This window comes from Klebsiella sp. SYXHC3 (assembly GCF_057196925.1).
This window is the reverse complement of record NZ_JBXUNG010000010.1, coordinates 62,930-77,093: the sequence shown is the minus strand read 5'-3', so window position 1 is coordinate 77,093 and position 14,164 is coordinate 62,930. Positions and strand designations below refer to the sequence as shown.

Annotated in this window: 10 protein-coding genes; 6 read left to right on the top strand and 4 right to left on the bottom strand. The window is 59.0% G+C overall.

All coding sequences use genetic code 11. The features are described 5' to 3' along the window. Positions 1–139 precede the first annotated feature (139 nt). Complete coding sequence (locus AC2CGP_RS20255; RefSeq protein ID WP_015368565.1) at positions 140–883, bottom strand: MurR/RpiR family transcriptional regulator; 744 nt, start codon at positions 881–883, stop codon at positions 140–142. A gap of 261 nt (positions 884–1,144) precedes the next feature. On the opposite strand from AC2CGP_RS20255, the gene AC2CGP_RS20250 reads away from it, so the two are divergent. The 3 genes from AC2CGP_RS20250 (at position 1,145) to celB (ending at position 4,228) form a co-directional block, all read left to right on the top strand. Then, a complete protein-coding gene (locus AC2CGP_RS20250; protein WP_020079792.1) occupies positions 1,145–1,453 on the top strand; it encodes a PTS sugar transporter subunit IIB in 309 nt (102 codons plus the stop codon). Between the two features lie 89 nt (positions 1,454–1,542). Next, the gene (locus tag AC2CGP_RS20245) at positions 1,543–2,850 is read left to right on the top strand and encodes a 6-phospho-beta-glucosidase (RefSeq protein WP_015368563.1); all 1,308 of its coding nucleotides are present in this window, start codon (positions 1,543–1,545) and stop codon (positions 2,848–2,850) included. Between the two features lie 25 nt (positions 2,851–2,875). Further along, positions 2,876–4,228, top strand: coding sequence for a PTS cellobiose transporter subunit IIC (celB, locus tag AC2CGP_RS20240; protein ID WP_015368562.1), 1,353 nt, complete (start codon positions 2,876–2,878; stop codon positions 4,226–4,228). 56 nt (positions 4,229–4,284) lie between these two features. Here the strand turns inward: celB and treC are convergent, their stop codons facing one another. The 3 genes from treC to treR form a co-directional block, all read right to left on the bottom strand. Continuing rightward, on the bottom strand, positions 4,285–5,940 hold the full coding sequence (gene treC, locus AC2CGP_RS20235; RefSeq protein WP_213759871.1) for an alpha,alpha-phosphotrehalase: 1,656 nt from the start codon (positions 5,938–5,940) through the stop codon (positions 4,285–4,287). 51 nt (positions 5,941–5,991) lie between these two features. After that, positions 5,992–7,410, bottom strand: a complete 1,419-nt coding sequence (gene treB, locus AC2CGP_RS20230; RefSeq protein ID WP_015368560.1) for a PTS trehalose transporter subunit IIBC — start codon at positions 7,408–7,410, stop codon at positions 5,992–5,994. Between the two features lie 130 nt (positions 7,411–7,540). Continuing rightward, entirely contained in the window at positions 7,541–8,488 is a 948-nt protein-coding gene (gene treR, locus AC2CGP_RS20225) for a trehalose operon repressor TreR (RefSeq protein WP_045394704.1), read from the bottom strand. Between the two features lie 181 nt (positions 8,489–8,669). Here treR and mgtL point away from each other — a divergent pair, with 181 nt between their 5' ends. The 3 genes from mgtL (at position 8,670) to AC2CGP_RS20210 (ending at position 14,130) form a co-directional block, all read left to right on the top strand. Continuing rightward, entirely contained in the window at positions 8,670–8,723 is a 54-nt protein-coding gene (gene mgtL, locus AC2CGP_RS20220; RefSeq protein WP_219995652.1) for a mgtA regulatory leader peptide MgtL, read from the top strand. Between the two features lie 146 nt (positions 8,724–8,869). Beyond that, a complete protein-coding gene (gene mgtA / locus AC2CGP_RS20215) occupies positions 8,870–11,578 on the top strand; it encodes a magnesium-translocating P-type ATPase (RefSeq protein WP_213759873.1) in 2,709 nt (902 codons plus the stop codon). A gap of 158 nt (positions 11,579–11,736) precedes the next feature. After that, the gene (locus tag AC2CGP_RS20210; protein WP_213759874.1) at positions 11,737–14,130 is read left to right on the top strand and encodes a beta-N-acetylhexosaminidase; all 2,394 of its coding nucleotides are present in this window, start codon (positions 11,737–11,739) and stop codon (positions 14,128–14,130) included. The last annotated feature ends 34 nt before the right edge of the window (positions 14,131–14,164 follow it).

Here is a 14,164-nt window from a genome sequence, read left to right as displayed (position 1 = left end):
GATGTTTGCGATTTTATTGACCCAGAACAAGGTAAAAAGGTGAGAGTACGGATGATGGGCGCTAGCGTGAAATGTAAATTTAGGCGCTTAAAATATAAGCAAAAATGGGGCCCGATCGCGAAGGGAACGGGCAGAATATTCAGGCAATCAATGTATCGTTAAGCAGATCGACAAGCAGCAGCAGGGCGTAGCGGGCATGCTGCGGGTTGACGGGCAGGGGAAGCACGGCGCTGGCCATATCCGCCAGCGCGTGCTGTTCCGGGCTCAGAGCGATAATCGTCACCCCTTGCGTACGCGCCTGCAGCGTCGCGCTTTGTAATACGGCATTGGCATCGGCGGTGGCCAGCACCAGCAGCAGGTGATCGTCATTAAGGGTACTGGCAGTCATTCGCATCAGCGCCGCATCCTGGCAGAGATTAATCGCGATACCGGATGGCAGCAACTGGTGCTGAAGCAGCGCCGCCAGCGCCACGTCCTGGGCGCCGAGGGCGAAGCAATGCACCGCGCGGGCGCTCAGCAGGCGCGATTTGCACTTCTCCACCGCCGCTTCGGCGGTGTGGCCGAGCTGACGGGTTAGCGTATCGCCGAGGCTGCTAAGTTTGTCGCGCCAGGCGACGGGCAGGGCGGCGCTATCCGGCGTGAGCCAGCTGGCGCGCCGTTCGCTGGCCTGCGCCAGCTGTTTGCGTAAATCACGAATATCATCACAGCCCACTGAACGGGCGAAGCGGGTGATGGTGGCCGGGCTGACCCCCGCGCTGGCGGCCAGTTCGTCAATCGAGGCGCTGGCGGTAAAGCTAAGATTTTCCAGAATAAAGGCGGCGACGCGCGACTCCTGAGCGCTAAAGCGGACCAATCCGTCCTGTAGTTGACCTACGATATCCATCCTGATGTTCCCTTTGGCAGTACCCGGAATTGAAAATATTTTTCACTTAGTGAATAGCCGTTTTTATAGCACCTGCGCAGAATATTTCCTATGTCTGGCGTCGATGTTTCGCAATGGCATGAGGAAATAATGCGCAAAAATTGAGCCTCGATCACATCGGTGAAAATTATTTTCATATAGCCTTCACTATCACACAATATTAACAATATAGTCGCATAGGTCGTGAAGGCTGAAGCGATAAACACGCAAAGGGGAAGCGCAATGCCACGAATCGTACTCTGTTGTGCCGCAGGCATGTCGACCAGCATGCTGGTGAACAAAATGAAAGCGGAAGCCCAGCAGCGCGCGCTGGCGCTGGAAATCTATGCCGTAGCGGTGGCGGAATTTGAACGCGAACTGCCGAACGCCGACGTCATTCTGCTCGGGCCGCAGGTCAAATACGAAGCCGGCCGCCTGACCGCGCTGGCGGCGCCGCAGGGTAAAGCGGTGGCGGTGATCGATATGGCCGACTACGGCATGATGCGCGGCGCAGCGGTGCTGGATAAAGCGCTGGCCCTGCTCGAACGCTAATTTTCTAATCCCATTTTTATCACCCTCACGTGCGGTCCTGGCGATCGCGCGCGGCGATCTGCATGCCGAAAATGCGAATAGAGGTCACTATGCAAGCACTGAAAATCGCCGTTATCGGCGGCGGCAGCAGCTACACGCCGGAGCTTATTGAAGGGATTATCGTTCGTTATGAACAGCTTCCGGTCACCGAACTGGCGCTGGTGGATGTCGAATCCGGCAGGGAAAAGGTTGAGATCATTGCCGCGCTGGCCCGGCGGATGTTGAAACATAAAGGGCTGGAGCAGGTGGCGGTCAGCGTCCACTTTACGCTCGATGAGGCGATCCGCGGCGCCAGCTTTGTGCTGACGCAGCTACGCGTCGGGCAGCTGGCGGCGCGCGCCGCGGATGAACGGCTGGGTCTCAAATATCATCTATTGGGCCAGGAGACCACCGGCGTCGGCGGGTTCGCCAAGGCGCTACGGACGATCCCGGTGATCCTCGAAGTTGCGCGCAAAGTGGAACAGCTGGCGCCGGAAGCGTTCATTCTTAACTTTACCAACCCGGCGGGGATCGTCACCGAGGCGGTCAGCCGCTACAGCACGGCGAAGATCATCGGCCTGTGCAACGTGCCGATCAACATGCAGCACATGATCGTCGGGATGTTAGGCGCCCAGGAGTCCGAAGTGAAATTGCGCTTTGCCGGGCTCAACCATATGGTCTGGGTGCATAAGGTGCTACAGGGGCGCGAGGATGTCACCGGCAAAGTGATCGATATGCTCTGCGACGGTAAGGCGCTGTCGATGAACAACATTAAAGAACTGCCGTGGCCGGCGGAATTCCTCCGCGCGCTAAAGGCGATTCCGTGCCCTTATCATCGTTATTTCTGGCTGACGCCGGCGATGCTGGCGGAAGAGATCGCCGCAGCGAAAACCAAAGGCACCCGCGCCGAGCAGGTGATGAAGGTCGAGCAGGAGCTGTTTACGCTGTACGCCGACCCGCAGCTGGAAGAAAAACCAGAGCAGCTGAGCTTTCGCGGCGGCGCTTACTACTCGGAAGTGGCCGTTGAGCTTATCAATGCGATTCACAACAACCTGGGCGCGGAGATGGTGGTAAACACCCGCAACAACGGCGCGATTCACGGCCTTGATGATGATGCGGTGGTGGAAACCAACAGCATTATTGATGCGCAAGGGGCACGGCCGCTGGCGTTCGGCCCGCTGCCGCCGGCGATGAACGGCCTGACGCAGCAGGTGAAGGCCTTTGAAAGGCTGACGATTGAAGCCGCGGTACACGGCTGCCGCGAGAGCGCGCTGTTGGCGCTGGTGGCTAACCCGTTGGTCGGTAACGTCACCGATGCCCAGGCGCTGCTGGATGAAGTGTTAACGATAAACCGTCAATGGCTGACGCAATTTAACTGACCGCTATTTCCCTCGGGAGCACACCATGTCGAATACAAGCTGGATTGAACGTTACGTCATGCCCGCGGCGCTGAAAATCGCCGGGCAAAAGCACGTCCTGTCGGTACGCGATGGCATCATTCTGAATATGCCGTTTATGCTGATTGGCTCGTTTTTCCTGATTTTCGCCTACCTGCCGATCCCCGGCTATGCCGACATGATGAGCGGCCTGTTTGGCGAGGTCTGGCGTGATAAAATGCTGTACCCGGTGAAAGCGACCTACGACATTATGGCGCTGATTTCCAGCTTCGGCATCGCTTATCGGCTGGCGGAGAAGTACCGCACCATCGACCCGCTGAGCTCCGGGGCGATGTCGCTGGTGGCCTTTGTGATGACTATCCCGCAGAACACCCTCTTTACCCCGGTACACGGCGCGGCGGAGGTGATTAAAGGGGTGATCCCGGTGAGCATGGTCGGCAGCCAGGGGCTGTTTGTCGCTATTGTCATTTCGCTGCTGTCGACGGAGATTTATCGTTTGGTCGCCAGCCGCAATCTCGTTATCCGCATGCCGGACGGCGTGCCGCCGGCAGTGGCGAAATCGTTCCTCGCCCTGATCCCCGGCTTCTGTGTTCTGGCGGTGGTGCTGGCGCTGCGCCTGGCGGTTGAGGCCTCGCCGTTCGGCGACATCAACAGCATGATCGCCACTTTGATCGGTATTCCGATGCATCACGTCGGCGGTACGCTGCCGGGGATGATTATTTCGGTGATAGTGATCGGTATTTTGTGGACGCTGGGCCTGCACGGCGACGCGATTGTGCTGGTATTTATCCAGCCGGTGTGGCTGTCGAATATGTCAGAGAACCTGACGGCCTTTCAGAACGGCCAGCCGATCCCGCATATCATTACCCAGCAATTTTACGATCTGTGGATTGCGCCCGGCGGCACCGGCGCGCTGCTGGGGCTGGTGATATTTATGTTGCTGCGCAGCCGTAGTCAGCAGATGAAACAGCTGGGGAAAATTGCCGCGCCGGGAGCGTTGTTTAACATCAGCGAGCCGATGGTGTTCGGCATCCCGCTGGTGATGAACCCGTACTTCTTCCTGCCGTTTATTTTAACGCCGGTGCTGCTGGTGATCGTGTCCTATACCGCAATGGCGACCGGGCTGGTTGCGCCGCCGGCCGGAATCGCGCTGCCGTTCACTACGCCGATCTTCATCAGCGGCTATCTGGCGACCGGCGGCCATATTTCCGGCACCATACTGCAGGTCGTGAATTTAACTATTTCGCTGGTGATTTACTATCCGTTCTTCCGCGCCTGGGATCGGCTGAAGGCCAAAGAGGAGCACGCCTCAGCGCAGCCGCAGGAGAGCGTTATCCTTCCTGACGCTGACCGCGCGTAATCTCCAGCCCCACGAACCGGTAGCCCCGGTGAGCGTAGCGCCATCGGGGAAAAGCTTTATGCCTGCAACCACCATACCGCTTCGAACGGCCGCAGCGTCATTGCCGCCGGGCGGTTGGACGTCTCCGCATAGTTGCCAATCAGCGCCCGCCAGTCGCCAGACATCTCCGGCGGCTGCCACGGCTGGAACTCACGGCTCAGGTTGGCGGCCACCACCAGCGTCTGCCCCTGCCACTGGCGGCGATAACACCACAGCGACGGATGGTCCGGCAGCAGATCCTGATAATCCCCCCAGGTCAGCACCGGCGTGGTTTTTCGCAGCGCGATCAGCTGCTGATAGGTGTAAAACACCGATTCCGGATCCGCCAGCGCCGCCTCGACGTTAATCTCGCGATAGTTATTACCCAACGCGATCCAGGGTTCTCCATCGCTGAAGCCGCCGTTCTCGCCATCGTGCCACGGCATCGGCGTGCGGCTATTGTCGCGCGATTTGCTGGCCAGAATCGCCAGCAGTTCATCCGGGCTTTGTCCCTGCGCCGCGCGCTCGATAAACATGTTATGGCTTTCCACGTCGCGATAATCGCTAATGCTGCTGAAATGCGGGTTGGTCATGCCAATCTCTTCGCCCTGATAGATATAGGGCGTGCCCTGCATGCCGTGCAGTACCATCGCCAGCATCTTCGCCGCCGGCACCCGGTACTCGCCCTCGTCGCCGAAGCGCGACACGATGCGCGGCTGATCGTGATTACACCAGAACAGCGCATTCCACGCCCGGTTATGCATCCCTTGCTGCCAGTGGCGGAATAGCGCTTTCAGCGCCACGTAGTCCGGACGGGCGAGGGTCCATTTTTCACCGCCGGGATAATCGACTTTTAAGTGATGAAAATTAAACGTCATCGACAGTTCGCAGCCGTCCAGCGCGGCGTACTGTTGGCAGTGTTCAAGTGAAGTGGAAGACATTTCGCCCACGGTCATCAGGCCACGAGGGGTAAAGACATCGCGGCTCATTTCCTGCAGGAACTCGTGAACCCGCGGGCCATCGGTGTAGAAGCGGCGTCCATCGCCAACGGTATCGGAGGGGAAGTCCTGCTCCTTGGAGATAAGATTGATGACATCGAGGCGCAGGCCATCAACGCCGCGATCGGCCCAGAACTCGCAGACTTTTTTCAGCTCGGCGCGTACCGTCGGGTTTTCCCAGTTGAGATCCGCCTGCTCGGTGGCGAAAAGATGCAAATAATACTGTTCGCTTTCCGCATGCCATTGCCAGGCGTTACCGCCGAATTTCGAACGCCAGTTATTCGGCAATGCTCCCGGCTCGCCGTCGCGCCAGATATAGAACTGGCGATACGGGCTCGCCTTATTTAACGACTGGCGGAACCATTCGTGTTCCGTCGAGGTATGGTTAAACACCATATCCAGCACGATGCGGATACCGCGCGCTTTCGCTCCGGCGACCAGTTGGTCGAAATCCTCCAGCGTGCCGTATGAGGGATCGATAGCGGTATAATTCGCCACATCATAGCCGTTGTCCACCTGTGGCGAGACGTAGAACGGCGTCAGCCAGATAGCGTTGACGCCGAGCTTTTGCAGGTAGTCGAGACGGGCGGTGACGCCGCGTAAATCGCCGGTACCGCTGCCGGTGGTGTCCTGAAAACTCTTCGGGTAGATTTGATAAATAACGCCGTTTTGCCACCAGCGGGGAAGGGTATTCATATTACGTTCCTGCGAATAAAGGGGGCGCAAGCGGCGCCCCGAAAGAAGACGTTAGATAATCTGCAAGGTGCCCTGACGGTACTTGCGTTGATAAACCACGGTGGTGAGGATAATCGGCACTACCACGGCGATGGCCATCGCCGTGGCATAGACCTGCCAGTAGCTTGGCTGAATCGACAGGATGCCCGGCAGGCCGCCGACGCCGATGCCATTCGCCAGCACGCCGTTCAGGCCGCACAGCAGGCCCGCGAGGCCGGATCCGACCATCGCGCACAGCATCGGGAAGCGGTACTTCAGGTTGATGCCGTACATCGCCGGTTCGGTGACCCCGAGATAGGCGGAGATCGCCGCGGGTACCGAGATTTCGCGTTCATTCTGTTTACGGCTGGCAATAATAATGCCGACCACCGCCGACGCCTGAGCAATATTCGACAGCGCAATCAGCGGCCATACCGGCGTGCCGCCCATGCTTTGAATCATCTGCATATCGATAGCGAGGGTGGTCTGATGTACGCCGGTTATTACCAGCGGCGCATAGAGGAAGCCGAACAGCGCGGCGCCGATCGGCGCGAAGCTGCCTGTTAACAAGTGGCGCACCGCGAAGGCCACGCCGTCGCCAATCAGACGACCAAACGGGCCGATAAAAGCGTGAGCGAGGAACACCGCCAGAATCAACGAGCACACCGGCACCACCACCAGATAGAGGTAGTCAGGCACGATGCGCTTGAGACGTGTTTCGATAAAGCCCAGTGCCAACCCCGCCAGCAGAGCCGGGATCACCTGCGCCTGATAGCCGACTTTCGCAATGGTAAACAGGCCGAAGTTCCACACTTCCGGCACCTGCTGGCCGAGCAGGTAGGCGTTCATCAACTGTGGAGAGACCAGCGTGACGCCAAGCACGATCCCGAGGATCGGCGTGCCGCCCATTTTCTTCACCGCTGACCAGCAGATCCCCACCGGCAGATAGAAGAAGATAGCCTCGCCAATCAGCCACAAGAAGTCATAAATCGTTTTCAACGACGGGTGCATTTGCGCCAGCGTCTGGCCGTTGCTCATTGGCAGATCGCCGATGACGTTACGGAAACCGAGGATCAGACCGCCGCTGATCAGCGCCGGCAGAAGCGGGAAAAAGATCTCGGCAAAGTGCGAGATCAACCGTTCATGCCACTTCATATTTTGCCGCGCGGCCTGTTTGGCCTGCTCTTTGTCGGCGGACGCCTGACCGGTGGTGGCCAGCAGCGCCTTATAGTAATCGCCGACTTCGGTGCCGATGACCACCTGGAACTGCCCGGCGTTAGTGAAGCATCCCTTCACCATGCGCAACTGCTCAATCTCTTTCGGTTTGGCGATGGCCGGATCGTTCAGCACAAAGCGCAAACGGGTAATACAGTGGCTGACGGTGGCAATGTTGCCGCGCCCGCCCACCAGTTCGATCAGTTTATCGATGTCCTGCTGGTTTACTTTGCTCATGATGAAGCCTCAAAAACAGAGGGGAGAGATGCCGTTTTTACCTTGCATGCATCCTAACCGTTCCGTTGGCAATGCAAAATGGGAACGTTCCCGAAACTCGGCGAAGATCACATAAATCGCCCGAACGAGATTAATTCAGGGCAGCGGGAATGACGATTTGGCGGGGTTCGGCGTGGCCGGCGATCTGGTCGATCAGCTGCTGTGCCGCCTGGCGTCCGGCTTCGGCGTAGCCGGGATCGACGGTGAGGATCTCCGGATGCAGAAACTTCATCAGCGGCGTGCTGCCGACGCTGGCGAGTTGTAGCGTGTCGATACGCTGTTCCTGTAGATATTTACTGGCGCCGAGAGCGAGAGTATCGGTGGCGCAGACCAGCGCGCGGGTCTCGGGCGTCAGCACGCTGGCGACGCTTTCATAACCCTGCTTCATCGCCAGCCCCGGCAGGGCAGCGGTTGGCGTGAGCTTCTTTTGCGCGCAGAAATCGAGATACGCCTGATGACGGCGTTCCCCGGTGGTGACGTCGCTGTGCGGCACGCCGAGGAAGCTTATATGCCGGTGCCCGCGCTCATAGAGACGCTGCATCAGTAACTTGATCGCGCCATGATCGTCATAACACACCGAAGCGAAGCCGGGAGCGTCGCGCGCCAGCAGCACCAGCGTTTCGCGCCACGGCGCGAGCATCTCCTCGCGAATACCGGTAAAGCCGAACAGTACCACGCCGTCGATATTGCGCCGGGCGAGCATGCCCAGATGTTCTTCCACCAGCGCCGGAGAAAACTGGCTCTCCATCATGATCGGATCGTAGCCCTGCTGATAAAAGGCGGGCAGCATGGTCTGCACCGCTAAATTTTCCGACAGCGAATCCAGACGGGTGACGATAATCGCCACCACCTTATCGCTCTGACCACGCATGGCGCGGGCGGAGCGGGAAGGGGAGAAACCGTGCTGCTGCATCACCGCTTCCACCCGTTCGCGGGTGCGCTCGCTGACGCCGCTTTCGTTATTCAGCACGCGCGACACCGTCGATTTTCCGACGCCGCTTAAGCGGGCGATATCTTTGATTGTTAGCCGGTTTTGCATACGAGGTTCTCGCCATCGTCCGATTTGAGTGAGTCTAATGCTACTCAACGAATCCTCAATGAGCAAAGACTGGTTGATGTCTGGTTTAGTTGCCGGGCGGTATGATAGCCATAATAGCCACAAATAGTTTCCTGGTCGCGGTATACTCCGCGCCGTCTTGAGTCACTTACCGGAGAATTTTATGGACCCCGATCCCACTCCTCATCCTCGATGGATCAACCTTTCTTTCCGGTAAGCCTGTTTAGCACTGCTTTACCGGAAAGCGTAAAGCAGTGACGTCCACGATGTCCCTGCCCTATAAAAATAATGCCTGACAGGTAAGGCTTTGCCGCGCCTGTTGGCAACGCTGCGTTCGCTCGCGCGAGCGCGGAGGGACTGTTTATGCTGAAAAATTTTACCCGGCAGCTGTTCGCGCAGCTTAGCCGCCATTTACCACATCGTTTGATCCAGCGCGATCCGCTGCCCGATGCCCGCAATCTGGCCAGCGCGCCGCTCCCGGATTCACTCGGCAAGCGCTGCCTGGACGTGGCGGCCATGGATGAGCAGGAGATCTGGCGCGCGTTCGATAGCCACCCTGAAGGGCTGAACGACGTCGAAGTGGCGGCGAAAATCGCCCTGCACGGCGATAACCAAATCCCGGCGCAGAAGCCGTCGCCGTGGTGGGTTCATCTGTGGACCTGCTATCGCAACCCGTTCAACCTGCTGTTGACGGTGCTCGGCATCGTCTCCTATTCCACTGAAGATTTGTTCGCTGCGGGCGTTATCGCGCTGATGGTCGGCATCTCGACGCTGCTTAACTTCATCCAGGAAGCGCGCTCGACCAAAGCGGCGGATGCGCTGAAGGCGATGGTCAGCAATACCGCCACGGTGCTGCGGGTCATCAACGAACAGGGCGAGAGCCGCTGGCTCGAACTACCCATCGACCAACTGGTGCCGGGCGATATTGTCAGGCTATCGGCGGGAGATATGATCCCGGCTGACCTGCGCATCATTGTGGCGCGCGACCTGTTTGTCGCTCAGGCCTCGCTGACCGGCGAATCGCTGCCGGTTGAAAAAGTCGCGCGCACCCGCGATCCGCTACAAACCAATCCGCTGGAATGCGACACCCTGTGCTTTATGGGGACCAACGTGGTGAGTGGCTCGGCGCAGGCTATCGTCTACGCCACCGGCGGCAACACCTGGTTCGGCCAGCTTGCCGGGCGCGTCAGCGAGCAGGAAAGCGAGCCGAACGCCTTTCAGAAAGGCATCAGCCGGGTCAGCATGCTGCTGATCCGCTTTATGCTGGTGATGGCGCCGGTGGTGCTGCTGATCAACGGCTACACCAAAGGCGACTGGTGGGAAGCGGCGCTGTTCGCGCTGTCGGTGGCGGTCGGCCTGACGCCGGAGATGTTGCCGATGATCGTCACCTCGACGCTGGCGCGCGGGGCGGTGAAGCTGTCAAAACAAAAAGTGATCGTCAAACACCTCGACGCCATTCAAAACTTTGGCGCGATGGATATCCTCTGCACCGATAAAACCGGCACCCTGACCCAGGATAAAATCGTGCTGGAGAACCACACTGATGTTTCCGGTAAATCCAGTGAGAGAGTCCTGCACACCGCCTGGCTCAATAGCCATTACCAGACCGGGCTGAAAAACCTGCTCGACACCGCGGTGCTGGAAGGGGTAGAGCTGGATGCCGCCCGCGGTCTCGCGGAACGCTGGCAGAAGGTGGATGAGATCCCGTTCGACTTCGAACGTCGCCGCATGTCGGTGGTGGTGAAAGAGCAGAACGAGGCGCATCAGCTGATCTGTAAAGGGGCGCTGCAGGAGATCCTCAACGTCTCGACTCAGGTGCGCTACAACGGTGAAATCGTACCGCTGGACGACACCATGCTGCGCCGTATCCGCCGGGTGACCGATACCCTGAACCGTCAGGGGCTGCGGGTGGTGGCGGTGGCGACCAAATACCTGCCGGCGCGGGAAGGCGACTATCAGCGTGCGGATGAATCCGACCTGATCCTCGAAGGCTACATCGCCTTCCTCGATCCGCCGAAAGAGACCACCGCCCCGGCGCTGAAAGCGTTAAAGGCCAGCGGCATTACGGTAAAAATCCTCACCGGCGACAGCGAACTGGTGGCGGCGAAAGTGTGTCATGAAGTGGGGCTGGATGCGGGCGAAGTGGTGATTGGCAGCCAGATTGAAGCCATGAGCGACGACGAACTGGCAGCGCTGGCGAAACGCACCACGCTGTTCGCGCGCCTGGCGCCGCTGCATAAAGAGCGCATCGTGACGCTGCTGAAACGCGAAGGTCACGTGGTGGGCTTTATGGGTGACGGTATTAACGACGCCCCGGCGCTACGCGCGGCGGATATTGGCATTTCCGTTGACGGGGCGGTGGATATAGCCCGCGAGGCGGCGGATATCATTCTGCTGGAAAAAAGCCTGATGGTACTGGAGGAGGGGGTTATCGAAGGCCGCCGCACCTTCGCCAACATGCTCAAGTACATCAAAATGACCGCCAGCTCCAACTTCGGCAATGTCTTCAGCGTGCTGGTGGCCAGCGCCTTCCTGCCGTTCCTGCCGATGCTGCCGCTGCACCTGTTGATTCAGAACCTGCTGTACGATGTCTCCCAGGTGGCGATTCCGTTTGATAACGTCGACGATGAGCAGATCCGTAAACCGCAGCGCTGGAATCCGGCCGATCTCGGGCGTTTTATGGTCTTCTTCGGGCCAATCAGCTCGATTTTCGATATCCTCACCTTTGGCCTGATGTGGTGGGTGTTCCACGCCAACAGCGTCGAGATGCAGACCCTGTTCCAGTCCGGCTGGTTTATTGAAGGGCTGCTGTCGCAGACGCTAATTGTGCATATGATTCGTACCCGCCGCATTCCGTTCGTCCAGAGCCGCGCCGCGTGGCCGCTGTTCGCGATGACGCTGCTGGTGATGGCGGTGGGGATCGCGCTGCCGTTCTCGCCGCTGGCGGGCTACCTGCAGCTGCAGGCGCTGCCGCTCAGCTATTTCCCATGGCTGGTGGCGATTCTGGCGGGTTACATGGTGTTGACCCAGACCGTTAAAGGCTTCTACAGCCGCCGCTACGGCTGGCAGTAGCGGTTTCGCCCCTTTGCCGTTCGGCAGAGGGGCTTACCGGTATTTCTCTTAAATCTCATCAAGTTGTGAAGCCCGTCATCGCCATGTATTGACGCAATTTTGTGCGCATGTTAACCCAATGTTTTGCTTTTTTTGGCCCGTCATAAAAAGGAACATTGATGATTAACACCGTGCGTTACAGTCTGCTGACCAGCGGAATATTACTGAGCAGCATGGCGCTTGCCGCTCCGGCAGGCGATCTGCCGCTGATGCCGTGGCCCGCCCATGTGGAGCGCCCGCAGGCGCAGGGGGCGTTGGCGCTAAATAATCAGCTGACGATCAACGTCAGCGGCGACGATCTGGGCGAGGCGACAACTCGCTGGCGTGAACGTCTTGCGCGGCAAACCGGCTGGACGCTACAGCCGCAGACGGCGCCGGCAAAAAGCCCAACCATTAACGTGATCGTCAATAAGAAAGTGCCTTTCCTGCCGCAGCCTGATAGCGACGAAAGCTATCAGCTAACCGTTAACGCCGAAGGCGCGACCCTGAAAGCCAATACGCGTTTTGGCGCGCTGCGCGGCATGGAAACGCTGCTACAGCTGGTACAAAACGGCCCTGACGGCACCACCATTCCTTATGTCGCCATTGACGATGCGCCGCGCTTCCCGTGGCGTGGACTGCTGCTGGATTCCGCCCGTCACTTTATGCCGCTGTCGGCGATCAAGCGGCAGATTGATGGTATGGCGGCGGCGAAGCTTAACGTACTGCACTGGCATCTGACCGACGATCAGGGCTGGCGCTTCGCCTCCAGCCGCTATCCGAAGCTGCAGCAGCAGGCCAGCGACGGCCTGTTTTATACCCAGGCGCAGATGAAAGACATTGTGCGCTATGCCGCCGAACGCGGTATTCGCGTGGTGCCGGAAATCGATATGCCGGGCCACGCCTCGGCGATCGCCGTGGCTTATCCGGAGCTGATGAGCGCGCCGGGGCCTTACGCGATGGAGCGCCACTGGGGTGTGCTGAAACCGGTTCTCGACCCAACAAAAGAGGCCACCTACGCGTTTGCCGAGGCGATGGTCAGCGAACTGGCGGCTATCTTCCCCGATCCGTATCTGCATATCGGCGGTGATGAAGTCGATGATAGCCAGTGGCGCGCCAATCCGGCCATTCAGAAATTCCTCAAAGAGAAGGGGCTGGCGGACAGCCACGCGCTACAGGCGTACTTCAACCGGCGCCTGGAGACGTTACTCGAAAAACATCACCGGCAGATGGTCGGCTGGGATGAAATCTACCACCCTGATTTACCGAAGAGCATTCTGATTCAGTCCTGGCAGGGGCAGGACGCATTAGGCGACGTCGCCAAACACGGCTATCGCGGCATTCTCTCCACCGGTTTTTACCTCGACCAGCCGCAGTACACCGCCTATCACTATCGTAATGAGATTATCCCGCAGGGGCTTAACGGTGTGGATACGATTACCGATAACGACAGCGCCCAGAGCTGGCAGTTTTCGATGCCGCGCCTGAAGGGCAGCGCGGTTGAGGGCAGCTTTACGCTGGTAAAAGGCGATAGCGGCTGGCGTGGATTTATTGATTTTAAAGGGAAATCACGGCGTGCCGTGCAGGAGATTGAATGGCTCGGCGACAATCAGGTCACGTTCCGCGTCGATACCTGGATGGGCGAGACCCGCCCGGTGCTAACCATTAACGACGACAAGCTCGCAGGCTACTTCCTGCTTGGCAACACCCGTTATCCCATTGACGGTAAGCGGCTGGATGCCGTACCGCAGGGCATTCAGCCGACGCTGCCCGACGCGCAGCAACAGAAGAATCTGCTCGGCGGCGAGGCGGCGCTGTGGGCGGAAAACGTCGCCGCGCCGGTCATCGATATCAAGCTGTGGCCGCGGGCTTTTGCGGTGGCGGAGCGGCTGTGGTCGGCCGAAGACGTCAAAGACAGCGACAATATGTATCAGCGCCTGCAGGCGATGGACAGTTGGTCAACGGTCTCCGTCGGCCTGCAGCAGCACACTCAGCAGCTGGAGCAGTTCACCCGCCTGGCGAACAGCAGGCATACGCTGGCGTTGCAGATCCTCGCCGAGGCGCTGGAGCCGGCGCATTACTACACCCGTCAACATCTCAAGTTCCAGGCGAACAATTACCATCAATTTGAACCGCTGAACCGGCTGGCCGATGCGCTGCCGGCGGAGAGCGACACCGTACGCAGCCTGAACCAGTGGGCGGAGCGGCTGATCAGCGATGCCGAGGATACTGAGAGCGCCGATGCGCTGCGCCACGTCTTTACCCGCTGGCAGAACAACAGCGGCGATGCGCTGGCGCTGACCGACAATAACTATCAGCTGGCGACGATTAAACCGGTGGTGCAGCAGGTTGATAAGCTGGCGAGCCTCGGGCTGCGCTTGACCGATCTGGTGGCGCGGCAGGGAACGCTGGACGATAAAGAGTACGCCTCAATCCAGGCGCAGCTGGATACGGCGGCGAAAACCCAGGATGAGCTGGTGATTGCGGCGGTCTATCCGCTGGAGAAACTGCTGCGGGCAACGAAGATAAAATAGGGCATTTCCCTCACCCCGTGGATGACGCAAGCGC